This is a genomic window from Kitasatospora sp. NPDC058478 (assembly GCF_042720345.1).
In the GTDB taxonomy this organism is placed as follows: Bacteria; Actinomycetota; Actinomycetes; order Streptomycetales; family Streptomycetaceae; genus Kitasatospora.
Genome location: NZ_JBHXML010000099.1, coordinates 1 through 24,127, shown reverse-complemented (window position 1 = coordinate 24,127; position 24,127 = coordinate 1). Strand labels below are relative to the sequence as shown.

Below are 24,127 nucleotides of genomic sequence, written 5' to 3'. Positions count from 1 at the left end.
CGACAGCGCCCCGCCCGTCCTGTACCGGCCCACGGTCAGTCGATGTCGACGCCCGGGCCGATGACCTTGATCCGGTCCTGCGCCGGGGCCTTCAGCGGCGAGGCCGCCGAGCTGTGGGCGCCCAGGTAGGCGGCGAAGACGTCCAGGTCGGAGGCGCCGACGAGCTTGTCGGTGCCGGCCGCGAAGGCCGGGAAGCCGTCGCCGCCGCCGGCCAGGAACTCATTGGCCGCGACCCGGTACTTGGCGGCCTGGTCGATCGGGGCGCCGTTCAGCCGGATCGAGTCGACGACCACCCGGTCCGCGCCGGTCTTGCGCATGTCCAGGGTGTAGTGGAGGCCCGAGGACGCCTGGAGGATCTTCGGCGCGGCCGCGTTGGGGCCGCTGACCTGCTGCTGGAGCAGCTGCACCAGCTGGGCGCCGGTCAGCGTCTTGACCTGCATCATGTTGGTGAACGGCTGGACGGTGAACGCCTCGCCGTAGGTCACCACGCCGTCGCCCTCGGCACCGGAGGCCTTGTAGACCAGGTCGGCGCGGATGCCGCCGGGGTTCATGAAGGCGATCTGCGCCCCGCCCTTGGCGGCCGGGGCGAGCCCCTCCACCTGCGCGTCGGCGATCAGGTCGCCGAGCGGCTTCTCCAGGTCGCTGCTGCCGCGGCCGTTGATGTCCGAGGCGATGTAGCCGATCGGCCGGTTGGCGATCGGGGCGGCCAGCTTGGAGTAGTGGTCGACCAGCGCCGTCATGTCGGGCGCCTTCTCGACGGTGCGGCGCACCACGTGGTTCTCGGCCTTGACCGTCGGGCGGACGATCTCGCCGGTGGTCTTGTCCAGCTTCATGTCGATCTCGGTGTACAGCCGGCCGAAGGAGGCGGCGCTGGTGACCGAGCGCGGGACGCCGTTGGGGTCGGGGATGGTGCAGGCGTACGCGTTGTGGGTGTGGCCGGTGACGATGGCGCCGATCGACGGGTCGAGCTTCTTGGAGATGTCGACGATCGGACCGGAGATGCCCTGGCCGGCCGGGCCGCAGTCGTAGTTGTAGACGCTGCTGGCCGGGTACCCGCCCTCGTGGATCAGCGCGACGATCGAGTTGACGCCCTTGGCCTTGAGCTCGGCGGCGTACTTGTTGATCGTGGTGACCTCGTTGGCGAACTTCAGGCCCTTGACGCCCTCGGCGGTCACGATGTTCGGCGTGCCCTCCAGGGTGACGCCGATGAAGCCGACCTTCACGCCCTGGGACTTGGTCACCCAGTACGGGGCCAGCAGCGGCTTGCCGGTCTTCTCGTCGGTGACGTTGGCCGACAGGTAGTTGAAGTTGGCGCCCTTGAACGTGCGGCCGGGCTCGTAGCAGCCGTCGACCGGGTGGCAGCCGCCGTCCTGCATGCGCAGCAGCTCCTGCGCGCCCTCGTCGAACTCGTGGTTGCCGACCGAGGTGACGTCCAGGCCGAGCTTGTCCATCGCCTCGATGGTCGGCTCGTCGTGGAAGAGCGCCGAGGTGAGCGGGCTGGCGCCGATGATGTCGCCGGCCGCGACGGTGATCGAGTCGTCGGCCGGGATCCGGGCCTTGCGCAGCTCGGTGGCCAGGTACTCGATGCCGCCGGCCGGGGTCGAGACCTCCTTGCCGGTGGCCGGGTCGATCTCCCGGATGGTGCCGGACGAACCGGCCGGGGGCTCCAGGTTGCCGTGGAAGTCGTTGATCGCCAGCAGCTGGAGGTTGACGGTCTTGTGACGCTTGGCGTTGGCGTCGGCGGCCTGCGCGGCCGTCGGCACGGCCACCGTGCCGAACAGACCTGCGGCGGCGACGACGGCGAGCGCCGCGCGTCGGGATCTGACGGTGAGCATGAGGGTCCCCTGCACCTTGGAGGAGCGCCCGCTGTGGACTTGACCGGGCGTCTGGGTGATGTGTTGCGCCTGTGAAGCCTAGAGTCAACGCGCGTAGCTGTCAGGATGTCGAACGTAACGAGAGGATTACCTCCTGACGAACCGTCGCCGTCCGACCAGCGTCGGCGCCCCCGTCCGGGCCTCCCCGCCCAGACCACCCGCCCGACCCGCCCAGGCCCCCCGACCCGGCCGCTCAGACCCCCGACCGACCGCTCAGACTCCCGGCTCGGCCGCCAACTGCCGCTCGGCCCGGTCCCGTTCGGCCACCGCGTCCTCGGTCATCGCACGGTCGGTGTACACCAGCGGCCGCTCGGCCTCGGTGATGATGTGCTTGACCACCTGGACATTGCCGTTGACGTCCCAGACCGCGATGCCCGGCGACAGGGTGGGGATGATCTCCACCGCCCAGCGCGGCAGGCCCAGCACCCGGCCGGTGGACCGCGCCTCCTCCGCCTTCTGCATGTAGATCGTCCGGGTGGAGGCCATCTTCAGGATCGCCGACGCCTCCTTGGCCGCCGCACCGTCCACCACGTCGGACAGGTGGTGCACCACCGCGACGAAGGAGAGCCCGAGCCGGCGGCCGAACTTCAGCAGCCGCTGGAACAGCTGTGCCACGAAGGGGCTGTTGATGATGTGCCAGGCCTCCTCGACCAGGAAGATGCGCTTCTTCCGGTCCGGCCGGATCCAGGTGTGCTCCAGCCACACGCCGACGATCGCCATCAGGATCGGCATCGCGATCGAGTTGCGGTCGATGTGCGAGAGGTCGAAGACGATCAGCGGCGCGTCCAGGTCGATGCCGTCGGTGGTCGACCCGTCGAACATGCCGCGCAGGTCGCCGTCGACCAGCCGGTCCAGCACCAGTGCCACGTCCAGGCCCCAGGACTGCACCTCGTCCACCGCCACGCCCAGCGACTCCACCGAGGACAGCTCGGGGCTGCGCAGGGTGTCGATGATGTCGTCCAGCACCGGCTGACGGTCCTTCACCGTCGCCACCACATGGGCGTGCGCGGCCTTCAGCGCGAACCCGGCCCGCTCCTCCAGGCCCCGCCCCATCGCCACCTCGACGATGGTGCGCAGCAGCGACAACTGGCCGGTCTGGGTGATCGCCGGGTCCAGCGGGTTGAGCTTCACCCCGCCGTCCCGGGCGGCCATCGGGTCGAGCCGGATCGACTTTATGCCCAGCGCGTTGGCGATCAGGTTCCACTCGCCGACGCCGTCCTCGCCCTGCGCGTCGAGCACCACGACCTGCCGGTCGCGGAACCTCAACTGCCGCAGCACGTACGTCTTCTCCAGCGCCGACTTGCCGTTGCCGGACTCGCCGAGCACCAGCCAGTGCGGGGCCGGCAGCTGCTGCCCGTACAGCTGGAAGGGGTCGTAGACGTACCCCTTGCCGCTGTACACCTCACGGCCGATGATCACGCCCGAGTCGCCCAGCCCCGGCGCGGCGGTGGGCAGGTAGACCGCCTGCGCCTGGCCGGTGGAGGTACGCACCGGCAGCCGGGTGGTCTCCACCTTGCCGAACATCAGGCTGGTGAACGCCTCGGAGAGGTTGCCGAGCGCCATGTACGGCCTCCTGGTCTGGTCGACGGGCGGTGGTGGAGCGGTGCGGACCGGGCGTCAGCGGCGGATGCCGGTCGCGAACGGCAGGGTGTTGACGAAGGCCCGGTGGTGCTCGCGGTCGCACCACTCCAGCTTGAGGTAGCTCTTGCCGGCCGAGGCCCGGATGGTGCGCTTGTCCCGGGCCAGCGCGTCGGGGTTGCGCGAGGACACCGTGATGTAGCCGACCAGGTTCACCCCGGCCGCACCGGAGGCCAGGTCGTCGCCGCGCTGGTCCACCCGGCCGGTGTGGGCCAGGTCGCGCGGGTCGACCGTCCGGTTCATCTTGGCCGCGCGGCTGGCCTCCGCCTCGTCGTTGGTCTTCTCGGTCAGCATCCGCTCGATCGCGACGTCGGTGGGCTCCAGGTCCATCGTCACCGCGACCGTCCGGATCACGTCCGGGGTGTGCACCAGCAGCGGCGCCAGGAAGTTGACCCCCACCGGGGTCAGCGGCCACTCCTTGATCCACGCGGTGGCGTGGCACCACGGCTCCCGGGTCGCCGACTCGCGGGTCTTCGCCTCCAGGTACTGCGGGTTGGTCGCGTCCAGTTCGGCCGGCCAGGCGTTGCGCCGGGACATCGCCTGGATGTGGTCGATCGGGTGGTCCGGGTCGTACATCGAGTGCAGCAGCGAGGAGAGCCGGGCCTGCCCCAACGGCTGGCGCACCCGGATGTCCGCCTCCGCCAGCCGGGCGCAGATGTCGGTCAGCTCGCGCGCCATCACGGCCGCCAGCCCCTCGTCGTCCCGGGCCCGCCGACCGGTCGCCGTACGGCCCATCGCGTGCGCCTCGGCCGCCAGGTCGCGGGTGTAGTGCATGCAGGCCACCAGGTACGCCCGGTGCTGCTCCGAGGAGGTCGACACCATCGACTGCAACTGGTCGTACGAGTCCTGCAGCCAGCGCGGCGCGTCGTGGTCCCCGCGCCGCTCGACGTCCTTGGCGTGCGCGTCCGGGTCGGCCGGCAGCGTCCGGGCCAGGATCTGCAACCGGGTCACGAAGCCGTCCCCGTTGGCGACGTGCTTCAGCAGCGTGCCGAACCGGTCGACCAGCGCCTCCTGGTCCTCCGAGTCGCGCAGGCCGACACCCGGGCCCTCGATCTCGATCGCGGCCGTCACCGTCCGCCGCTCCAGGTGCATCAGCACCCCGACCTCGTCCGGCCCGAACGGCGCGGCCAGCCAGCGCAGCCGCCCCACCCCGGGCGGCGGGCCGACCTCCACCTCCCGGCCGTCCATCCGGGTCCCGGCGTCCATCACGTCCGAGCGCCACACCGACCGGCCGCTGCGCACCGTCCGGCGGTAGGTGCGGTTGATCTCCGCCCACTTGTAGAACGTCCGCCTGCGGTACGGCACGTACACCGCCGCGATGGCCACCATGGGCAGGCCGATCAGGCCGCCGATCCGCAGCGGCAGGATCGGCATCAGCAGGCCCCAGAGCATGCCGAGGAACGCCCCGAAGATGATCAGGACGATCTCGCCGGACTCCCGGTTGCGGCCGATCGGCGCGTTCGGGCGGGCCTTGCCGATCAGGTAGGTGCGGCGCTGGTGCACGTACGGCTGGGCGTACTGGGCTCCGTACTGGCCGAGCGGTTCACTGCTCACTTACCCGTCACCCTCCCTTCGCTGAGTTGCTGTCGCGGATCGGAACCGAGGTCTGCGGCGGCCCGGCCTGCGGTGGTGGCGCCGGCGTCCGCCCGGCGTGCGCGGCGATGCCCGGCGCGACCGAACCGCCGCCCGCACCCCCGCCGCCGCCACCCGCACCGACCGGCCCGCGGTCACCGTGGGTGGTGATGCCCTGCTTCATCAGGTTCGCGGTGCCGTTGATCATCGCCGAACCGGCCGACACCGCACTCGCCCGGGCATGGCGCATGTTCATGATCTCGTCGCCGAAGCCCGGCACGAAGCGGTACACGGCGGCGCTCGCGAAGATCGACAGGAACAGGATCGCCAGCCCCGACAGCACCCGCGCGAAGTCGTCGCTGGCCCCGGCCCCCGACGCCACCGCACCCGCCAGGCCCAGGATGACCACGATGATCGGCTTCGCCAGGTCCACCGCCACCATCACCCCCGCCCACCGGCGCACGTGCTTCCACAGCTGCTTGTCCACCAACCCCGCGTACACCGCCGTACCCAGCAGCGCGCCCACGTACAGCATCGCCGCCCGGATCAGCAGCTCGATCCAGAGCACCGCCGCCGCCAGCACCGCCACCAGCGACACGATGATCAGGATCAGCGGGCCGCCGCCCATGTCCCCCTTCTCCAGGGTGTCGGCGAACGCGCCCAGGTACGACCCGGTGTCCGACTTCGTCCCCACCGCGATCGCCTTGGTCAGCCCGTCCGTCACGCTCACCACGGTGTAGAGGATCAGCGGTGTGAACGCGGACGCCACGACGGTCAGCCACAGGAAGCCGATCGCCTCCGTGAACGCCGTCGCCAACGGCGCCCCCCGCACCGCCCGCTTCGTCACCGCCAGCAGCCACAGCACCAGCGTGATCACCGTCGACACGGCGAACACCACCGCGTACTGCTGCAGGAACGACGCATTGGTGAAGTCCACCTGCGTCGTCCCGTCGATCGCGCTCGACAGCTTCCGCACCACCCAAGCCGCCGCCTGGGCACACCCCTTGGCCAACGACCCCAACGGATCGGCCACACTCCCGATGGCCCCACCGCCCGGAAGCGAGCCGGAGCCCGGCTTGTCCACGCAGAGAATGCCGTTGCCGGAGATCGGCAGGTCAGGGCAGTTGGCGCTCGGCGTCGTGGTCGGCGTCGGCGTGGCCGTCGGCGACGGCTCGGCGAACACCCGCTGGGCCGCCAGCAGCGCCGCGACCTGCAAGGCGGCGAACGCGCCCGCCAGCGTGCCCGCTCGGCGTGCGGTGGAACGGTGTGAGGTCTGGTCAACGGGCATAGCGGAACCCCCCGAGCTGCTGGACGGCGCCGGTGATCTCGTCGGCGGTGGCGGCCTGCTGGTCCCCCGGCATCGGCGCGGGGCCCTGCTTGCTGGTGAAGTCGGTGAGCTTCCAGTCGCTGCCCGTCCAGTGGAGCGAGAGCGTGAGGGTGAACCAGTTCGTCGTCACGGGCTGGACCGAGTGTTCGCCGGCGAGGCCGGTGAGGCCGGTGCACCAGACCTCGACCTTGGCGTCGCCGTCGCTGTAGCCGGTCGACTTGGCGCCGACGGGGACGGTGCGGCTGACGAACGTGAGGCCCTTGGGCGCGCGGCCTTGGGCGTCGAGGCCGTAACGGGCGGCGGTGTCGCCGCCGAACCCCTGGTCCAGGCGGCTCTGGAGGCCCGAGACCGCGCCCGGGTCGGCGATGGTGGCGACGATGGTGTGGCGGCTGTCGGCGCGGAACATGTCGGCGGAGCCGATCGCCACCGCGTAGTTGGCGGCGGCGGACTGGGCGCCCTGGTCGGTGTGCGGGTAGCCGGAGCCGATGCCGTTGGTGGTGGTGCCGACGGGCTGGTCGCCGCTGGGGGCGGGGCCGGCGCCGGCGGGCGCGGTGGGGGCGGCGTGGTCGGCGGAGCGGCCGGTGCTGCCGGGGTCGGGTTTGTCGCGGTTGGCGATGGAGATGGCCACGACGAGCAGGGTGACGACGACGAGGACGGTCAGCAGGGTGCGGAGCGGTCGGGCCTGACGCTGGGTCGGCTGGGAGGAGGGCTGTTCGCCGACCGGCAGCCGCGTACGGGTGTGCGGCTGGTCGTCGGACAACGGCACGGCGGCCCTCCTGGTGCGGGGAGCCGGGGGGCTCCGGGGGCCCTCCGCCGGGGGCGGGCGCGGACGGAGGGTGGGAACGGGGGGTGGACTGCTGGCGGGTGGGCTCGGGGCGGTCCGGACGGGGACCTGGTCCCGGGGCGGGCGGGCCTGGCTACTGCTGTCCGATCGTCAGATCGCCATGCCGTAGACAATGGTGAACAGAGTGCCGAGTGATCCAATGATGAACACGCCGGTCAGACCGGCGACGATCAGCCCCTTGCCCTGTTCGGCGCCGAAGCTGTCGCGCATCGCGGTCGCACCGATCCGCTGTTTGGCCGCCCCCCAGACGGCGATGCCGAGGCAGAGCAGGATGGCGACGGCCATGATGACCTCGACCATCACCCTGGCCTCCGACCCGAGGGTCGCGAACGGGCCCCAGTCCGGGGCGATCCCGCCGATGATGGTGTCGATATTCGGCTTCTTTGGAGGGTCCTCGGCCAGGTGGCCGATCGCGTTCGTGTGCACGCTGCTCAGGTTCATTTCCATCTCACCGCCCGATCAGGCAAATTCAAGGGCCCTGACCCCGCCCGCGCGAAGGGTCGGTACCTATTCTTGGCCAGATCTGATGTCGACTTGGCTACTTCTCGCGGATTGGTCGTGAGGTACCGGGCACGTACGCGAGGATGTCCACCGTACGAAGGATAGCGCTCACTCTTTGTATCTCTGATGATTGCGGTGAGCAACGCCTTCCGGAACACTTCGACTGACGATTCGTCGGGATGGTGCTGATGGTACTCCGGAAGGCCGGTACGGCCGCCGCCGCTGCGGGAGTTGTGACGTTCGGGTTGCTCGGTTTGGTGACGGTGGGGACGTTCGCGGCGAGTGGGACGCCGCAGCAGTCGGCGAATCGCGCCGCACTCTCGCCGGGGACGGTCCCGGCGGCGTTCCAGGCGCCGATCCAGCAGTGGGGCGCGCTCTGCCCGGAGATCTCGCCGCCGATGCTCGCGGCACAGCTCTACCAGGAAAGCGGTTTCGATCCGAAGGCCCAATCGGGCGTCGGGGCACAGGGAATGGCGCAGTTCATGCCCGATACCTGGGCGGCGTACGGCACGGATGCCAATGGGGACGGCAAGAAGGACGTCTGGGACCCGCTGGACGCGATCGCCTCGGCGGCCACCTTCGACTGCGCGCTCGCGAAGGACGTCGCCAAGGTCCCGGGCGACCGGCAGGCCAACCTGCTGGCCGCCTACAACGCCGGCCCGTACGCGGTGACCAAGTACAACGGGGTGCCGCCGTACAAGGAGACCCAGGGCTATGTGAGGAACATTCAGGCGATGGCCCGCAGCTTCACCGTGCCCACGGCGCCGGTGGAGGTGTCCGGGCAGTCGGCCGCGGCGATCTACTTCGCGCAGAGCAAGCTCGGGACGCCGTACCTGTGGGGCGGGGAGGGGCTGCCCTCGCAGAACGGGCGGTTCGACTGCTCGGGCCTGACCCAGGCGGCGTACGCCAGCGTGGGCATCACGCTGCCCCGGGTGGCGAACGACCAGTGGTACGCCGGCCCGCACCCGTCGCGCGATCAGCTGCGGCCGGGCGACCTGGTGTTCTGGGCGACGGACCTGAACGATCCGCGGAGCATCCACCACGTCGGGATCTACGTCGGCGGCGGCTACATGATCAACGCGCCGCACACCGGTGCGGTGATCCGCTACGACAAGATCGACACCAGGGAGTACATCGGCGCGACCCGGGTCACCTCGGACGGCGCCCAGGCGCTGCCGGCCCGCAACGCGGATGGTTCCGTGAGCGCCCCGAGCCGCCCTGGCTCGACGACGCCGACCAGCCCGACCAGCCCGACCGCGGCGACCACCCCCTCGGCCCCGGTGGCCCCGGCAGCCCTGGCGAGCCCCAGCGGCGCCGCCACCCCGCCCGCCGCCGGACCGCCTGCGGCCGCCGCACCACCCGCCCCGACCGGCCCGGACCCCGCCGGGGCGGGGCGGCCGGCGGCGAGGAACTGAGCCGCCCGTGGCCCCGAGGTGTGAGTGCCCTGTGGACGCTGAGTCAAGTTTCCATAACCGCGCGTTTCCGTGGAACGCTGTGCCCCGGCGATGACGTTGATCCCGATGGCCCACCGTCAGCTTCCCGCGCCGGGAAGGGCCCCGACCGGATCGAACAGCTGCAGCGGACCAGAAGGAGGTGCGGCGTGTCGACGCCGCTTGCCGACACGACCAACCCCGACCTCGGCCTGCTCTACGCCGTCAACGGACTGGCCAAGCGCTCCCCGCAGTGGCTGGACCACCTGGTCTCGTGGATCGGTGAGTACGGCATCCTGATCGGCCTGGCGATGCTGGGCCTGGTGGCCTGGCTGCAGGCGAGACGCCGCCCGGACGCGCCGGTGGCCGTCGCCGGGCTGCTCTGGGTGCCGCTCTCCGTCGCCATCGCCGAGCTGGCCAACCTGCCGATCGCCGCGATCGTGAACCGCCCGCGCCCGTTCGTCGACCACGGCGGGCTGCTGGTGCTGGTGGACGGCAAGGCCGGCACCCACTCCTTCGTCAGCGACCACTCGACCATGACGATGGGCGTGGCGGTGGCACTGTTCCTGGTGAACCGGCGGCTCGGCTGGATCGCCGGGGGCCTGGCCCTGTTGCAGGGCTTCTGCCGGATGTTCATGGGCGTGCACTACCCGACCGACGTGATCGGCGGCTTCGCGCTCGCCGCCGCGGTGGTGCTGCTGCTGGCGCCGATCGCGATGGCGGTGCTGGTCCCGCTCTGCCACGCGCTGGGCCGGACCGCCCTCGCCCCGCTGATCCGGGCGCCGGAGCGGGCCGGCGCCGGCCCGCGCGGTCGGCGGCGCGGGCGTGAGCGCGGGGCGGTGCGTTCCGAGGAGCAGCCGCCGGAGTCCGATCTGGCGGCGTGAGCCGCCCGGCCCGGCTACCCCGGTCCGCCGCCGCTCTCGGCGAGGGCGAGGTGGTCGTCCCCCTCGCGCCGGGCAAGGTCGCGCGAGCGGCGGGCCGGTGAGAACCAGCCGCAGCTGCAGGTCGCGAAGGCGAAGGAACCGCGCTCGCTGACCGCGACACGGTGTTCGGGCATCCGGGCGGTGCCGGGGAAGGCCGGCAGCTCACTGTGCACGTGGTTCACCGTAACGCGCCGGGCGCCGGGCGCGCGATGCCGTCCGCAAGACCTCTTCCGCGTAACCCTTCGCGGCTCAACTCGTTTGCCCGGAAAGAGCTCTGTTCACCTGGTGGTGTCGGCAGGGCAGTCGGGCCCGAGGGGGTTGTCGCGAGGATGAAGATGACCGACCAGCAGCGTGGCGGACGGCCGGGGCGCCGTCCGCTGCCGCATCTGCGTTCGGCGGCCGGGGCCGCCCTGCTCGCCGCCGCCCTGGCCGGCCTGTCCGCCGGCTGCGCGGCCGGCTCCGGCGGCGGCTCCTCCGACCGGCAGTCGGGTGCCCCCGACCAGCTCGCCGCGGACCCGCTGACGGCGGTGCGCAACAGCGCCGACATCACGGGCCGCACCGGCTCCGCGCACACCGCCACCGAGCTGGTCACCGAGTCGTCCGAGAAGAAGGCCGTCTTCACCGGGACGGGCGGCTACGACTACGTGAAGCGGATCGGCCGGCTGGAGGTCCAGGTGCCGCCGGGCGCGGCGACCACCGGGAAGATCGTCGAGGTGGTCCTGCCGGGCACCGTCTACCTGCAGAACAGCGGCGCCAAGGTGCCCGAGGGCAAGTGGGTCAAGCTGGACGTGCGCCAGCTGCCGGACGGCAACCTGGTCAGCAGCGGCGCCACCGACCCGGCCTCGGCGGCGGGCGCCCTGCGCGGGGCGCAGAAGGCGGACGCGGTCGGCACCGAGACCGTCGACGGGGTGGCGCTGCACCACTACCGCGGCACCCTGGACCTGGCCAAGGCGGCCGACGCGACCGGCGGCCGCGGCGGGGACGGCCTGCGGATGGGGGCCCAGACCTTCACCGTGAAGGAGGTCCCGTACGACGCCTGGCTGGACGACCAGGGCCGGCTGCACAAGGTGGTCGAGGTGTTCACCTTCGCCGGGGTGGCCGGTTCGAAGGAGGCCAAGGACCAGGTGAAGGTGACGTCGACCACCTCGGTGACGGACTTCGGCAAGCCGGTGGAGGCCGCCGAGCCGCCGGCCTCGGACATCTACGCGATGAAGCCCTCGGAGAGCCCGAAGTAGGCCGCCGGGGCAGGGCTCCGGCGCCGGGGCGAACCGGGGCGCCGCCGGAGCGGGTGGCCGCCCGGGGAGCGGCGGTCACCCGTTTCGGCGGCGCCGAGATGGCCCGTCCGTGCCATGTGGACGGGCTCCGAAGTGCCTAGGCTGGACGTCGGGTGGCTGCCGCCCGGGCTGGCGAGGCACTGAAGGGGTGGTGCAGGTGGTGTCGTCCACGGGCGGCCGCAGCGGCGGCCACGACGACGCGGCCCTCGACGAGATCGATCTGGCCGGCGAGCTGATGATCGCCGCGACGGCCAGCACCGGCGACCGGCTGCCGACCGAGCGGATCGACGAGGTGCTGCTCGACCGGGCCGAGCCGGGGCGGACCGACGGCGAGGCCTGGCGGCAGGCCGACGGTTAGGTCGCTCCCGGCCCAGGGGCGTTCGCGGCTGGGGGTGTTGGCGGCTGGGGGTGTTGGCGGTCCGGACCCGCGCGCCCGGCCCGGACCAGGCCCGGCCTCAGCTGCGCAGCAGCCGAGCGATCGCGGCCGTGGCCTCCGTGACCTTGGCGTCGAGTTCGGCGCCGCCCTCCTCGGCGGCGGCCGCGACGCAGTGCCGCAGGTGCTCCTCCAGCAGGGACAGTGCGAAGGACTGCAGCGCCTTGGTGCCGGCCGAGACCTGGGTGAGCACGTCGATGCAGTAGACGTCCTCGTCGACCATGCGCTGGAGGCCGCGGATCTGGCCCTCGATCCGGCGCAGCCGCTTGAGGTGGGCGTCCTTCTGGGCGCTGTAGCCGTGCGGGCCGTGCCCGCCCTGATGTCCTGCGGCGGCCGCGGGGACGGCGGGTGCGTCGGCCTGCGCGTCGGTGCCGTGCCCGTGGTCCGGCTCGGTGCGCGCTTGCGTCGTGGTCATCGGCCCGCCTTCGTCTGGATGCCTGGTGGCTGCGTCGGCCACCAGTGTCCAACACCGGGGCCGTCCGTGGTGTTCCGACGGCCGACGCGGCATGTGCCGAAGGGTTCCGGACGGGTTCCGGACGGGTTCCGGACGGTCTGCGAACGGGCTGCGACCGGGCTGCGGGCGGCCCGCCGCGCGGTTCACCCGTCTGAGCGGCGCCCCCGTCTTCCCTACGTACCACGGGGACAATCCGGGCGAGGTTCCGTCAGACTGGGGGCTCACGTCCGCACCTGGGTGTGCGGTCCGGGTCAGCTGGTGCGGCAGCCGAACGGAAGAGGAGGTTCCGCCTCCACCATCACCACCCCGTTTGCGCGATTGCGCTTGGTTGCACCTAGCATCGTTCAGTCCCTACCCCGCACATCGGAGATTTCCGTGCGTTTTAGCCTGACCCCGAAGGAGACGAGCTTCTACGACATGTTCTCTGCCGCCGCGGAGAACCTCGTCGTCGGTTCGAAGCTCCTGCTGGAACTGCTGGGATCAGACGTGTCGGCCCGCGCGGAGATCGTCGAGCGCATGCGCGCCGCCGAGCACGCCGGGGACGACACCACCCATGCCGTGTTCCACCAGCTGAACTCGTCCTTCATCACGCCCTTCGACCGCGAGGACATCTACAACCTCGCCTCGTCGCTGGACGACATCATGGACTTCATGGAGGAGGCCGTCGACCTGGTCGTCCTCTACGACATCCAGACGCTGCCGAAGGGGATCGAGCAGCAGATCGAGGTGCTGGCCCGGGCCGCCGAGCTCACCGCCGAGGCGATGCCGAACCTGCGCAGCATGTCGAACCTCACCGAGTACTGGATCGAGGTCAACCGGCTGGAGAACCAGGCCGACCAGATCCACCGCAAGCTGCTCGCCCACCTGTTCTCCGGCCAGTACGACGCCATCGAGGTGCTCAAGCTCAAGCAGGTCGTGGACGTTCTTGAGGAGGCGGCGGACGCGTTCGAGCACGTCGCCAACACGGTGGAGACCATCGCCGTCAAGGAGTCCTGACCCTCGTGGACATGGCAGCACTCATCGCCGTCGTCGGCGTTGCGTTCTTCTTCACCTACACCAACGGCTTCCACGACTCCGCGAACGCGATCGCCACCTCGGTCTCCACCCGGGCGCTGACCCCCAGGGCCGCGCTGGCGATGGCCGCGGTGATGAACCTGGCCGGTGCCTTCCTCGGCAGCGGCGTGGCGCACACCGTCTCCCAGGGGATCATCGAGACCCCCACCGGCGACCGGGGCATGGTGATCCTGTTCGCCGCACTGGTCGGGGCGATCGCCTGGAACCTGGTCACCTGGTACTTCGGTCTGCCGTCCTCCTCCTCGCACGCGCTGTTCGGCGGCATGGTGGGCGCGGCCATGGCCGGCGGCATCGACGTGATCTGGGGCGGCGTCCTCGACAAGATCGTCATCCCGATGATCGTCTCGCCGGTGGTCGGCCTGGTCGGCGGCTTCCTGGTGATGCTGGCGATCCTGTGGATCTTCCGCCGGGCCAACCCGCACAAGGCCAAGCGCAACTTCCGGGTCGCCCAGACCGCCTCGGCCGCCGCGATGGCGCTGGCGCACGGCCTGCAGGACGCGCAGAAGACGATGGGCATCGTGGTGATGGCCCTCACCATCTCCGGCCACCACTCCGGCGAGGGCATCCCGGTGTGGGTGAAGATCTCCTGCGCCACGATGCTCTCGCTGGGCACCTACGCGGGCGGCTGGCGGATCATGCGGACGCTCGGACGCAAGATCATCGAGCTGGACCCGCCGCAGGGCTTCGCCGCCGAGGCCACCGCCGCGACGGTCATGTACGTCACCTCGTTCGTCTTCAAGGCGCCGATCTCCACCACCCACGTGATCACCGCGGCGATCATGGGCGCGGGGGCCACCAAGCGGATCCGCGCGGTGCGCTGGGGCGTCGCCAAGAACATCGTGCTCGGCTGGTTCATCACGATGCCGGCGGCCGCCATCGTCGCAGCGCTGGTGTACTGGTTCGCCCACCTGTTCTGGGGCTGACCGGCCCCGCACGTGACAGGGCCCGCCCCCACATCTCGGGGGCGGGCCCTTCTTCATGCTCCACGGCGGCACCGCCATGCAGCACCGCGGAGCAGCCTGTGTGCTCGCCGTTCGCCTCCGGACACCGCGGTCCGTCGGCCGGTGGCGGGGGTACGGCCTAGCCGAAGCGGCCGGAGATGTAGTCCTCGGTCGCCTGGACCGACGGGTTGGAGAAGATCCGCTGGGTGTCGTCCAGCTCGACCAGCTTGCCCGGCTGGCCGACGCCGGCCAGGTTGAAGAAGGCGGTGCGGTCGCTGACGCGGGCCGCCTGCTGCATGTTGTGGGTCACGATGACGATGGTGAACTGCGACTTCAGCTCGCCGATCAGGTCCTCGATCGCGAGGGTGGAGATCGGGTCGAGCGCGGAGCAGGGCTCGTCCATCAGCAGGACCTGCGGCTCGACCGCGATGGCGCGGGCGATGCACAGCCGCTGCTGCTGGCCGCCGGAGAGGCCGGCCCCCGGCTTGTTCAGCCGGGTGTGGACCTCGTTCCAGAGGTTGGCGCCCTTCAGCGAGCGCTCGACAACCTCGTCCAGGACGGACTTCTTGCGCACGCCCGCGAGCTTGAGGCCGGCGATCACGTTGTCGTAGATCGACATGGTCGGGAACGGGTTCGGGCGCTGGAAGACCATGCCGACCGAGCGGCGGACGGCGACCGGGTCGACGTTCGAGGCGTAGAGGTTCTCGTCGTCGAGGAGGACCTTGCCCTCGACCCGGGCGCCGGGGATCACCTCGTGCATCCGGTTGAGGGTGCGCAGGAAGGTGGACTTGCCGCAGCCGGAGGGGCCGATGAAGGCGGTCACCGAGCGGGGTTCGATGCTCATCGAGATGTCCTCGATGGCCTTGGTGGTGCCGTAGTAGGCGGACAGTCCGCTGACGTCGATGCGCTTGGCCATGATCGTTGCTTCTCTCGTCTGTCTTCGTACGTCAGTCGGTCAGTGTCCGCCCTTGGGCGAGCGCCAGCGTGCGATGCCCCGGGCGATGAGGTTGAGCCCCATCACGAAGGCGATCAGCACCAGCGCGGCGCCCCAGGCGCGGGCGTAGCCGAAGTCGTTGTTGACCACCGAGTACTGCTGCCAGATGTACATCGGCAGGGACTGCTGCGGTCCGTCGAACGGGTTGCTGTTGATGGCGTCGGCGCCGAAGACCAGCATCAGCACCGGGGCGGTCTCGCCCGTGATGCGGGCGACCGCCAGCATCACACCGGTGGTGATGCCGCCGATCGCGGTGGGGAGGACGATCCGCAGGATGGTCTTCCACTTCGGCACGCCGAGCGCGTACGAGGCCTCGCGCAGCTCGTTCGGGACGAGCTTGAGCATCTCCTCGGTGGACCGGACCACGACCGGCATCATCAGGATCGCCAGTGCGAGGCTGCCCGAGAAGCCCGAGTAGCTGAAGCCCAGGGCGATGTTCCAGAGCGAGAGGACGAACAGACCGGCGACGATCGACGGGATGCCCGTCATGACGTCGACGAAGAAGGTGACGGTCTTGGCGAGCGTGCCGCGGCCGTACTCGACCAGGTAGACGGCGGTCAGCAGACCCACCGGGGCGGCCATCGCGGTGGCCAGGGCGACCTGCTGCATGGTGCCGAGCAGCGCGTGGTAGATGCCGCCGCCGGGGCCGGAGGCGATCACGCCCTTCATCGAGTGGCTCAGGAAGTTCCCGTTCACCACGCCGATGCCCTGCTGGATCGTGTAGACCGTCAGGGAGATCAGCGGGACCACGGCCAGGATGAAGGCGACCCAGACCACCGAGGTGGCGAACCGGTCCTTGGCCTGGCGGCGGCCCTCGACCTGGGCCGAGACGCCGTAGCTGATCAGCAGGAACAGCACGGCCGAGATCAGGCCCCACTGCAGATGGCTCTCCAGCCCGCCGACGGCGCCGATCCCGCAGCCGAGCGCGATCGAGCCGACCGCGACGGCGGCCGGGGCCCACTTGGGCAGCCGGTTGGCGGTCAGCGACCGGCTGAGCGGCCGGGCGTCGGCCGTGACGGAAGTCGTTGCCGCGGTCATGCGTTGGCCCCCGAGTACTCCTTGCGGCGGGCGATGATCAGTCGCGCGGCACCGTTCACCAGCAGGGTGATGACGAACAGGACGAGGCCGGAGGCCATCAGGGCGTCGCGCCCGTTGTTGCCGGCCTCGGCGAACTTCAGCGCGATGTTCTGCGCGAAGGTGCCGCCGCCCGCGTCGAGGATGTGCAGCGAGAGCACGTTGCTCGCGGACAGCACCACCGCGACGGCGATGGTCTCGCCGAGCGCGCGCCCGAGGCCGAGCATCGAGGCCGAGATGATGCCGGGGCGGCCGAACGGCAGCACCGCGGTGCGGATCATCTCCCAGCGGGTCGCGCCGAGCGCGAGCGCCGCCTCCTCCTGCATCCGCGGCACCTGGCGGAACACCTCGCGGGAGACCGCCGTGATGATCGGCAGGACCATGATCGCCAGCAGGATGCCGACGGTGAACAGGTTGCGCGGGGTGCCGGACTTGGTCTGGTCGAAGAGGTACGTCCAGCCGAGGTACTGGTTGAGCCAGCTGGTCAGGCCGTCCATGTGCGGGACCAGGAAGAGCGCGCCCCACAGGCCGTAGACGATGCTGGGGACGGCGGCGAGCAGGTCGACCAGGTAGGCGAACGGCTGGGCGATCCTCCGCGGCGCGTAGTGCGAGATGAACAGCGCGATCCCGATGGCCACCGGGACGGCGATCGCCATCGCGATGACGGCGCTGACGAGGGTGCCGAAGGCCAGGACGGCGATGCCGAAGACCGGCTTCGTGGCGTCCGGCGTCCACTCGAAGGTGGTGAGGAAGTTGCCCTCGTTGGTGCTGAGGGCCAGGACCGCGCGCCAGGCCAGGAAGCCGGCGATCGCGGCCATGATGACCAGCAGCAGGATGCCCGAACCGCGGGCGAGGTTCATGAAGATCTTGTCGCCGAAGCGGCTGTCGCGCGGTCGGCGTTCCCTGCCTCGCGGGGCGGCAGGGGAGGATGAAGTCATTGTCTACTCCGGTCTGGTGGTGCCGCCCCGGAAGGGGGACGGCACCATGGCGGCGGTGCCCCGGACGTTCGTGCTGGGTCGGTGCGTTCCGGTGGGACGACCCCGGCCCCCCTCGCTCACGGGGCCGTCCCACCGGTGCTCCTGTCGGGTCAGGCCAGGGAGGAGACGGCGGCCTTGACCTTGTCGCTGATGGCGGCGGGGAGCGGGACGTAGCCCTTGTCGCCGATCGCCTTCTGCGCGGCGTCGCTGACGGCGTAGGTCAGGAAGGACTTGAGGTTCTCGAGGTTCTCCGGCTTGTTGCCCTTGTCGCAGGCGATCTCGTAGGTCACCAGGATGATCGGGTAGGCGTTGTCGGCCTTGGTCCCGTAGTCCAGGGAGAGGGCGAGGTCGCCGTCGGTGCCCACGACGGTGGAGGAGGCGAAGGTGAGGGCGGCGTTGGCCGCGGTCGCCTCGACGGGCTTGGCCGCACCGGTGGCGATCTTGGCGCTCTTGAGGTTGTTGCTCTGCGCGTAGGACAGCTCGGCGTAGCCGATGGAGTTCTTGACCTGCTTGATCTGCGCGGAGACGCCGGCGCTGCCCTGGGCGGACTGGCCGCCCTTGCCCTTCCACGCCTTCTCCGGCGCCGCGGTCCAGGCGCCACCGGAGGTCTTGGCGAAGTAGGAGGTGAGGTTGTAGGAGGTCCCGGAGTCGTCCGAACGGTGGACGGTCTGGATCTCGGCGTCCGGCAGCTGCACGCCCGGGTTCAGGGCGGCGATCGCCGGGTCGTTCCACTTGGTGATCTGCGAGTCGAAGATCTTGGCGGAGGTCGGGCCGTCCAGGACCAGGTTGTCGACGTTGTCGACGTTGTAGACCAGCGAGACGAGACCCGCGACCAGCGGCAGGTCGATCGCCTTGCCGCCGGTGCAGACCGTCTTGGAGGTGTCGACGTCGGCGGGCTTGAGCGCGAAGTCGGTACCGGCGAAGGCGACCTTGCCCTGGTTGAACTGCTGGACACCGGCGCCGGAGCCGCCACCGCTGTAGTTGACGGTGGTGCCGGAGCAGGACGCGCCGTAGGTGGTCTTCCACACGTCGATCGCGTTGGCCTGAGCCGTCGAGCCCGCAGCGAGCAGCGTCCCGCCCTTGCCACAGTTGACAGCGGCGGCCGAAGCGGAGCCGCTGGAGCCACCGGCGGCCTTGGCACCGTTGTCGTCCGAGCCGCAGGCAGCGAGCGACAGCGAGCTGACGAGCGCCATGGCACCGATGGCGAGGGCCTTGGAGCGGCCGTTCCGCTGGAGCTTCACAGGGGTGTCCCTTTCTGTGGCATTGCCCGTCGCGCGGGCCGTGCGAGGACGGCGGAGCGCGGGTTCTGCTGTGGTCCGGGGCCCGTTCGGCCCTCCGGTAAACCCGAAGTTAGGCCGGGTAGGTGACACGACAGCCGGTCACAAGTGAACGGAGAGTGAACCTCGAAAGGATGACAGGAAACTACGTCAGGTAGTCACGGTTGCGTCACGGCAAGGGCGCGACGAGATCACTTCCACCGTTCCTTCACCGAAGGTGACCGTTCGCCCTTCACCGATGGTGACCGCTCGCCCGTACGGGCTTCGCACCCAGGATCGCCAGCAGGGCGTCGACCAGCAACCGGTCGCGGTCGTGCGTCAACCGGGCGCGGGCCTTCCCGGCGGGCAGCCACTCCAGCCGGTCCACCTCGCGGTTCGGCCGGAACGCCCCGCTCGACGGCACCGCCGCCCAGTAGCGCACCTCCTTCGGCCGGCCCTGCGCCAGGTAGTGCTGGGCCGGCAGCTCCGGACCGAGCAGGCAGGCGAACCCGGTCTCCTCGCGCACCTCGCGCAGCGCCGCCGCGACGACCCCCTCCCCCGGGTCGAGCTTGCCCTTCGGCAGGCTCCAGTCGTCGTACTTGGGCCGGTGGATCACCGCGATCCGCGGCCGCCCCAGCCGGCCGCTCTTCTTCGGCCGGCCCGGCAGCCACAGCACCGCGCCCGCCGCCAGGATCACCCGGGCGTGCCCCGCCCCGGTCGCGGCCGCGTCCGCTGCCGGCCCGATGCTCAGGCGATCGCGCAATTCAGGCCGTCCGTGGTGCGGGGGAATGCCCCCAGCCCTCGGCAGGGGGGAGGTCCGGCCAGCCGTCCGGGCCGGGCGGGAGGTCGGGCCACCGGCGGCCGAAGGCGTACCGCGCCGCCTCCACCTCCAGTCGCTGATCAGCATGCACCACGCCCAGCACGTAGGCGGTCGCCGGGGTGATCCGCGGGGTCCGCGCGGCGGTGGCCGCGGTGACCGCGGCGTCCGCCGCCTCCTGGTGCCGGCCCAGCACCCCGTCCAGCTCGTCCAGTTCGGCGGACCCGCGACCGCACACCTCCAGCGCGTACCGGGCCCGCTTCACCAGGATCCGCGTCCGTGCCCACGGCGCGTCGTCGGCCGCCAGCGCCGTGTCCGCGTCCACCGCGCCGCGCGCCGCCGGGACGGCGCCCAGCCGGCGCAGCCCGTCGCCGCCGTACGGCGTGGCGGCCCGGTGCAGCGGCAGCTGCTGGGCGCTCGCCGACAGCGCCGTGAACGCGGCGGCCGCCTGCGGCAGCAGCACCGCCGGCGCCCGGCCGCCCGCCGACTCCAGCAGCGGGGCATCGCCGACCAGCAGCGTCATCCGGTCCGCCAGCGCGTGCAGCCGGGCCGACCGGAGCTCCTGGAGCACCGAGGAGTGCGCCCTGGTCCGGGCCAGGGTCAGCTGCCGGTCCAGCAGCGCCCGCGCCTTGGGCGCCCCGACGTGCCCGGCCAGCATGCCCGTCCCGTCCGGATCGCTGCCGCTCAGCGAGTCCAGCGCGCCCAGCAGCCGGGCCGAGCGGCGGACGTAACCGGGCTCCAGCGCCAGCAGGTTGAGCAGCCAGCGCAGCTCGGTGCGCGACTCCTGGGCCCAGGCCTGCTCGAAGACGGAGCCGAAGGTGTGCAGCAGCCCGCCGATCCGCCGGACCGCCCGCAGCAGGTCGGCGGTACCGGCCGCCGGGACGACCGCGGCCGTCCCCGGTCTGGCGCCGACCTCGCCCACCGTCAGCGGCAGGGCGCGCAGGAACGCGCCGGCCTGGGCGGTGAGGTGGCTGGAGAGGATGTCCCCGGCGGTCGTGGTGGCGGCCGCCTGGGCCGTCATCGGCGCATCGGTCATGGCGTGGTAGATCCCCGTTCCCCCGGGTTCGTCCCCCCGGGGCTGGTGGCCGACCGCTGGAACCGGTCCCCTGCGGTTCCAGCGGCTCGCATCAGTGGTCGCGTCAGCGCGAGGCGGCGGCCCGGCGGCGCAGGCGCGAGTCGATCAGCAGATCCTGGACGTGCCGCAGCGGCCGGCCCTCGGCGTCCTGCGAGTGGCGGGTCCACGTGCCGTCCTGCCCCAGGTGCCAGGACTCGGTCTCGTCCGACATCCCGAGGTCGATCAGGCCGGACAGCTCGGCCCGGTGGGCCGGGTCGGTGATCCGCATCAGCGCCTCGATCCGGCGGTCCAGGTTGCGGTGCATCATGTCGGCGCTGCCGATCCAGACCTCCGGATCGCTGTTGTTGCCGAACACGAAGACCCGGGAGTGCTCCAGGAAGCGGCCCAGGATGCTGCGGACCCGGACGTTCTCGCTCAGCCCCGGCACGCCCGGCCGGATCGCACAGATCCCGCGCACCCAGACGTCGACCGGCACGCCGGCCTGCGAGGCCCGGTACAGCGCGTCGATCACGGCCTCGTCGACGATCGAGTTGACCTTGAGCTTCACGTACGCCGGCCGGCCGGCCCGGTGGTGGGCGATCTCGTTGTGGATCCGGGAGACCAGCCCGTCGCGCAGGCCGCGCGGGGCGGTCAGCAGGCGGCGGTAGGACTCCCGGCGCGAGTAACCGGACAGCCGGTTGAAGAGGTCCGAGAGGTCGGCGCCGACCTGCGGGTCCGAGGTCAGCAGCCCCAGGTCCTCGTACAGCCGGGCGGTCTTCGGGTGGTAGTTGCCGGTGCCGACGTGCGAGTAGCGGCGCAGGGTGTCACCCTCCTGCCGGACCACCAGCGACAGCTTGCAGTGCGTCTTCAGCCCGACCAGGCCGTAGACCACGTGGCAGCCGGCCTCCTCCAGCTTGCGGGCCCACTTGATGTTGGCCTGCTCGTCGAAGCGCGCCTTGATCTCGACCAGGACCAGCACCTGCTTGCCCGACTCCGCCGCGTCTATCAGCGCGTCCACGATCGGCGAGTCACCGGAGGTGCGGTACAGCGTCTGCTTGATCGCCAGGACGTCCGGGTCGGCGGCGGCCTGCTCCAGGAAGGCCTGCACCGAGGTGGAGAAACTGTCGTACGGGTGGTGCAGCAGGACGTCCCGCTCGCGCATCGCGGCGAAGATGTCCGGCTGGGACGCCGACTCGACGTCCGTCAGCCCGCGGGCGGTGCCCGCCACGAACTTCGGGTACTTCAGCTCCGGGCGGTCCAGTTCGGCGATCCCGAACAGACCGGTCAGGTCGAGCGGACCGGGCAGCGGGAAGACCTCCGCCTCGGTGATGTTCAGCTCCCGCACCAGCAGGTCCAGGATGTAGGGATCGATCGACTCCTCGACCTCCAGCCGCACCGGCGGGCCGAAACGCCGCCGCATCAGCTCCTTCTCCAGGGCCTTGAGGATGTTCTCGGTGTCGTCCTCCTCCACCTCCAGGTCCTCGTTGCGGGTCACCCGGAAGGCGTGGTGGGCGAGCACCTCCATGCCCGGGAACAGCTCCTCCAGGTGCGCGCCCATCACGTCCTCCAGCGGGACGTAACGCTGCGGCGAGGCCTCCAGGAAGCGGGCCAGCGACTGCGGCACCTTCACCCGGGCGAAGTGCTTGTGCCCCGACACCGGGTTGCGCACCACCACGGCCAGGTTGAGCGAGAGCCCCGATATGTACGGGAAGGGGTGCGCCGGATCGACCGCCAGCGGGGTGAGGACCGGGAAGATCTTCTGCCGGAACAGGGTGTGCAGCCGGGCCTGCTCCTTCTCGGCCAGCTCCGGCCAGCGGACCACCTCGATGCCCTCGGTGGCGAGGTCCGGCAGCACCTCCTGCTGGAAGGCGGCGGCGTGCCGCGCCATCAGCTCGCGCGAGCGGGTCCAGATCAGGTCCAGCACCTCGCGCGGCTGGAGGCCGGACGCGCTGCGCTGGGCGACGCCCGTCGCGATCCGGCGCTTCAGCCCGGCCACCCGGACCATGAAGAACTCGTCCAGGTTGCTCGCGAAGATGGCGAGGAACTTGGCCCGCTCCAGCAGCGGGATCCCTGGGTCCTCGGCCAGCTCCAGGACCCGCTCGTTGAACGCCAGCCAACTGCGCTCGCGGTCCAGGAAGCGGCCCTGCGGCAGTGCGTCGAACTCCTGCTCGTCCTCGGCCGGCAGCTCGGGCGGTATCCCCAGCGCACCGGACATCCTGGCCGGCGGGGACAGCGAGGCAGAGACGGGGCGGGGGATGCTCATGGGCTCCAGCTCCTCCAGCAGCAGGACGTCGTCCGGACTCGAATGGCTCTGCGGGCCGTCGTCCTCGCCCAGGGCCAACGCCCACCCGCCGGGCGCGGTCCGTACAGGGCCGGCCGGCACGTGGCGGTCGACTCTGCACGAGCGAGACACTACGGACTTCATCCTGTGATCTTCGCGGCAGCAATTGAATCCACGGTAAACACCGCATGGCCAGGAGGAAAGCTGAGTCGGTCGGGGCAAGGGCCGGTGACGTCCGACCCCTTGCCCCGGACCGCCCGGAGCCGCTAGGCCCTGCCCGGTCCTGTAGGTCCTGTCCGGTCCTAGGCCGCCTGGTCCGCGCGGTACTGGACGCGGTACATGAGGTCCACCTCGTGGATGGTGAACCCCAGTCGTTCATATACCCGCACCGCGGCCGGATTGTCGGCGTCGACGTAGAGCAGGACCGTCTCCAGTCCGCGCTCGCCGGCGTCCGAACCGGTCAGGTGACGCAGACCGGCAGCGGTCAGGGCACGGCCGAGACCGCTGCCCTGCTCGGCCGGGTCCACCCCGACCACGTAGACCTCGCCGAGCGCCGGCTCGGTGGCGGTGGCCGGGTGCACCTTGGTCCAGTGGAAGCCGACCACCTTGCCGCCCCGGGTGGCGAGGAAGAAGCCGGCCGGATCGAACCAGGGCTCGGCCAGCCGCTCGGCCAGGTCCCGCTCCGTCCAGGAGCCCTGCTCCGGGTGGTGGGCGAAGGCCAGCGCGTTCAACCGCAGCCACTCGGCGTCGTCCTCGCCGGGGCGGAAGGTCCGGAGCTCGACGCCCTCGGGGACGGCGACGGCCTCGGTCTGCGGCCCGGTGCGGCGCATCTGCCGCAGCTCTCGGACCAGCTCGGCCCCGTACCGGCCGGCCAGCTGCCGGGCCGCCGGGTGACCGCCGTGCACCCAGAAGTCCACCGCGTCGCGGCCGGCCCGGTGGGCCTGTGCCAGCACCGCGTCCACCAGCGGCCGGGCCAGGCCGCGGCCGCGGGCGGCCGGGTCGACCACCAGCTCGGCGGCGGGATTGGCGGCGGGATTGGCGGCGGAGCCCTCCTGGACTTCGAGCTGTCCGTAACCGACGGCGGCGGCGTTCTCACTCTCGATGAAGTGGCTCACGCCGGGGCGCGGCGTATCCGAGGAACGCAGCCGAAGCCGGCCCTGCTCGGACACGGCAGCCCGGCCGTCCACCGCCTGGGCGTCCGCCAGAACGCGCAGGGCGCCGTCGCGCTGCTCGGGGCGGAGCACACTGTTCGCAATGACCGCTGTCTGATCGTCCATGCTCCGACGATACGTCACCGGAAATGCAAAGAACCCCCATCCGGTTTCCCGGATGGGGGTTCTCTGTGAATGATTGTTCGGCGGCGTCCTACTCTCCCACAGGGTCCCCCCT

22 protein-coding genes are annotated in these 24,127 nt (G+C 71.2%); 6 read left to right on the top strand and 16 right to left on the bottom strand.

Annotated elements, in window-relative coordinates; genetic code table 11:
- Nucleotides 1–35: 35 nt before the first annotated feature.
- The 6 genes from ACFWPT_RS37415 to ACFWPT_RS37390 form a co-directional block, all read right to left on the bottom strand.
- Entirely contained in the window at nt 36–1,835 is a 1,800-nt protein-coding gene (locus ACFWPT_RS37415) for a bifunctional metallophosphatase/5'-nucleotidase (RefSeq protein WP_380487302.1), read from the bottom strand.
- Between the two features lie 252 nt (nt 1,836–2,087).
- Nucleotides 2,088–3,437, bottom strand: coding sequence for an ATP-binding protein (locus ACFWPT_RS37410; protein ID WP_063348274.1), 1,350 nt, complete (start codon nt 3,435–3,437; stop codon nt 2,088–2,090).
- A gap of 54 nt (nt 3,438–3,491) precedes the next feature.
- On the bottom strand, nt 3,492–5,066 hold the full coding sequence (locus ACFWPT_RS37405; protein WP_063348275.1) for an SCO6880 family protein: 1,575 nt from the start codon (nt 5,064–5,066) through the stop codon (nt 3,492–3,494).
- Nucleotides 5,067–5,073: 7 nt separating this feature from the next.
- Nucleotides 5,074–6,372 carry a hypothetical protein gene (locus ACFWPT_RS37400; RefSeq protein ID WP_380487300.1) on the bottom strand — a complete coding sequence of 433 codons (1,299 nt, stop codon included), beginning with the start codon at nt 6,370–6,372 and terminating at the stop codon, nt 5,074–5,076.
- Nucleotides 6,362–7,177: a hypothetical protein gene (locus ACFWPT_RS37395; RefSeq protein ID WP_063348276.1), complete on the bottom strand. Its 816-nt coding sequence runs from the start codon at nt 7,175–7,177 to the stop codon at nt 6,362–6,364. The genes ACFWPT_RS37400 and ACFWPT_RS37395 overlap by 11 nt, the downstream gene beginning before the upstream one ends.
- Nucleotides 7,178–7,345: 168 nt before the next feature.
- Complete coding sequence (locus ACFWPT_RS37390) at nt 7,346–7,696, bottom strand: hypothetical protein (protein WP_063348277.1); 351 nt, start codon at nt 7,694–7,696, stop codon at nt 7,346–7,348.
- A 248-nt stretch (nt 7,697–7,944) separates the two neighbouring features.
- Here ACFWPT_RS37390 and ACFWPT_RS37385 point away from each other — a divergent pair, with 248 nt between their 5' ends.
- Entirely contained in the window at nt 7,945–9,171 is a 1,227-nt protein-coding gene (locus ACFWPT_RS37385) for an NlpC/P60 family protein (protein ID WP_380487297.1), read from the top strand.
- A 185-nt stretch (nt 9,172–9,356) separates the two neighbouring features.
- A complete protein-coding gene (locus tag ACFWPT_RS37380) occupies nt 9,357–10,070 on the top strand; it encodes a phosphatase PAP2 family protein (protein WP_363376774.1) in 714 nt (237 codons plus the stop codon).
- A gap of 14 nt (nt 10,071–10,084) precedes the next feature.
- Here the strand turns inward: ACFWPT_RS37380 and ACFWPT_RS37375 are convergent, their stop codons facing one another.
- A complete protein-coding gene (locus ACFWPT_RS37375) occupies nt 10,085–10,282 on the bottom strand; it encodes a hypothetical protein (protein ID WP_079136271.1) in 198 nt (65 codons plus the stop codon).
- Between the two features lie 162 nt (nt 10,283–10,444).
- Here ACFWPT_RS37375 and ACFWPT_RS37370 point away from each other — a divergent pair, with 162 nt between their 5' ends.
- Both ACFWPT_RS37370 and ACFWPT_RS37365 read left to right on the top strand, forming a co-directional pair.
- The gene (locus tag ACFWPT_RS37370) at nt 10,445–11,344 is read left to right on the top strand and encodes a hypothetical protein (protein ID WP_063348280.1); all 900 of its coding nucleotides are present in this window, start codon (nt 10,445–10,447) and stop codon (nt 11,342–11,344) included.
- 196 nt (nt 11,345–11,540) lie between these two features.
- Nucleotides 11,541–11,741, top strand: coding sequence for a hypothetical protein (locus ACFWPT_RS37365; RefSeq protein ID WP_363376777.1), 201 nt, complete (start codon nt 11,541–11,543; stop codon nt 11,739–11,741).
- Between the two features lie 97 nt (nt 11,742–11,838).
- Here the strand turns inward: ACFWPT_RS37365 and ACFWPT_RS37360 are convergent, their stop codons facing one another.
- Nucleotides 11,839–12,231, bottom strand: coding sequence for a metal-sensitive transcriptional regulator (locus ACFWPT_RS37360; RefSeq protein ID WP_380487294.1), 393 nt, complete (start codon nt 12,229–12,231; stop codon nt 11,839–11,841).
- Between the two features lie 414 nt (nt 12,232–12,645).
- Here ACFWPT_RS37360 and ACFWPT_RS37355 point away from each other — a divergent pair, with 414 nt between their 5' ends.
- Entirely contained in the window at nt 12,646–13,266 is a 621-nt protein-coding gene (locus tag ACFWPT_RS37355) for a DUF47 domain-containing protein (RefSeq protein WP_063348282.1), read from the top strand.
- Nucleotides 13,267–13,271: 5 nt separating this feature from the next.
- Entirely contained in the window at nt 13,272–14,267 is a 996-nt protein-coding gene (locus tag ACFWPT_RS37350) for an inorganic phosphate transporter (protein WP_063348283.1), read from the top strand.
- 157 nt (nt 14,268–14,424) lie between these two features.
- On the opposite strand, the gene pstB is transcribed toward ACFWPT_RS37350, so the two are convergent.
- The 8 genes from pstB to mshD all read right to left on the bottom strand — a co-directional run bounded on the left by pstB (nt 14,425) and on the right by mshD (nt 24,015).
- Nucleotides 14,425–15,201, bottom strand: coding sequence for a phosphate ABC transporter ATP-binding protein PstB (gene pstB, locus ACFWPT_RS37345; protein ID WP_063348284.1), 777 nt, complete (start codon nt 15,199–15,201; stop codon nt 14,425–14,427).
- A 39-nt stretch (nt 15,202–15,240) separates the two neighbouring features.
- On the bottom strand, nt 15,241–16,317 hold the full coding sequence (gene pstA / locus ACFWPT_RS37340) for a phosphate ABC transporter permease PstA (protein ID WP_063348285.1): 1,077 nt from the start codon (nt 16,315–16,317) through the stop codon (nt 15,241–15,243).
- Entirely contained in the window at nt 16,314–17,291 is a 978-nt protein-coding gene (pstC, locus tag ACFWPT_RS37335) for a phosphate ABC transporter permease subunit PstC (RefSeq protein WP_380380166.1), read from the bottom strand. The genes pstA and pstC overlap by 4 nt, the downstream gene beginning before the upstream one ends.
- A 149-nt stretch (nt 17,292–17,440) precedes the next feature.
- Nucleotides 17,441–18,571 (bottom strand): phosphate ABC transporter substrate-binding protein PstS, encoded by a 1,131-nt coding sequence (gene pstS, locus ACFWPT_RS37330; RefSeq protein ID WP_380380164.1) that lies wholly within the window; start codon nt 18,569–18,571, stop codon nt 17,441–17,443.
- Nucleotides 18,572–18,839: 268 nt separating this feature from the next.
- Nucleotides 18,840–19,331 (bottom strand): NUDIX hydrolase, encoded by a 492-nt coding sequence (locus ACFWPT_RS37325; RefSeq protein WP_380487306.1) that lies wholly within the window; start codon nt 19,329–19,331, stop codon nt 18,840–18,842.
- Between the two features lie 19 nt (nt 19,332–19,350).
- Nucleotides 19,351–20,439: a CHAD domain-containing protein gene (locus tag ACFWPT_RS37320; RefSeq protein WP_063348288.1), complete on the bottom strand. Its 1,089-nt coding sequence runs from the start codon at nt 20,437–20,439 to the stop codon at nt 19,351–19,353.
- Between the two features lie 103 nt (nt 20,440–20,542).
- Nucleotides 20,543–22,720 carry an RNA degradosome polyphosphate kinase gene (locus tag ACFWPT_RS37315; RefSeq protein ID WP_380341897.1) on the bottom strand — a complete coding sequence of 726 codons (2,178 nt, stop codon included), beginning with the start codon at nt 22,718–22,720 and terminating at the stop codon, nt 20,543–20,545.
- 320 nt (nt 22,721–23,040) lie between these two features.
- On the bottom strand, nt 23,041–24,015 hold the full coding sequence (gene mshD / locus ACFWPT_RS37310; RefSeq protein WP_380487290.1) for a mycothiol synthase: 975 nt from the start codon (nt 24,013–24,015) through the stop codon (nt 23,041–23,043).
- Nucleotides 24,016–24,127 lie beyond the last annotated feature (112 nt).

What these genes read in the sequence shown, in the direction of transcription:
- ACFWPT_RS37415 (WP_380487302.1), bottom strand. Translation starts at nt 1,835, where the DNA reads ATGCTCACCGTCAGATCCCGACGCGCGGCGCTCGCCGTCGTCGCCGCC.
- ACFWPT_RS37410 (WP_063348274.1), bottom strand. Translation starts at nt 3,437, where the DNA reads ATGGCGCTCGGCAACCTCTCCGAGGCGTTCACCAGCCTGATGTTCGGC.
- ACFWPT_RS37400 (WP_380487300.1), bottom strand. Translation starts at nt 6,372, where the DNA reads ATGCCCGTTGACCAGACCTCACACCGTTCCACCGCACGCCGAGCGGGC.
- ACFWPT_RS37390 (WP_063348277.1), bottom strand. Translation starts at nt 7,696, where the DNA reads ATGAACCTGAGCAGCGTGCACACGAACGCGATCGGCCACCTGGCCGAG.
- ACFWPT_RS37385 (WP_380487297.1), top strand. Translation starts at nt 7,945, where the DNA reads ATGGTACTCCGGAAGGCCGGTACGGCCGCCGCCGCTGCGGGAGTTGTG.
- ACFWPT_RS37370 (WP_063348280.1), top strand. Translation starts at nt 10,445, where the DNA reads ATGACCGACCAGCAGCGTGGCGGACGGCCGGGGCGCCGTCCGCTGCCG.
- ACFWPT_RS37360 (WP_380487294.1), bottom strand. Translation starts at nt 12,231, where the DNA reads ATGACCACGACGCAAGCGCGCACCGAGCCGGACCACGGGCACGGCACC.
- pstB (WP_063348284.1), bottom strand. Translation starts at nt 15,201, where the DNA reads ATGGCCAAGCGCATCGACGTCAGCGGACTGTCCGCCTACTACGGCACC.
- pstA (WP_063348285.1), bottom strand. Translation starts at nt 16,317, where the DNA reads ATGACCGCGGCAACGACTTCCGTCACGGCCGACGCCCGGCCGCTCAGC.
- pstC (WP_380380166.1), bottom strand. Translation starts at nt 17,291, where the DNA reads ATGACTTCATCCTCCCCTGCCGCCCCGCGAGGCAGGGAACGCCGACCG.
- ACFWPT_RS37320 (WP_063348288.1), bottom strand. Translation starts at nt 20,439, where the DNA reads ATGACCGATGCGCCGATGACGGCCCAGGCGGCCGCCACCACGACCGCC.
- ACFWPT_RS37315 (WP_380341897.1), bottom strand. Translation starts at nt 22,720, where the DNA reads ATGAGCATCCCCCGCCCCGTCTCTGCCTCGCTGTCCCCGCCGGCCAGG.
- mshD (WP_380487290.1), bottom strand. Translation starts at nt 24,015, where the DNA reads ATGGACGATCAGACAGCGGTCATTGCGAACAGTGTGCTCCGCCCCGAG.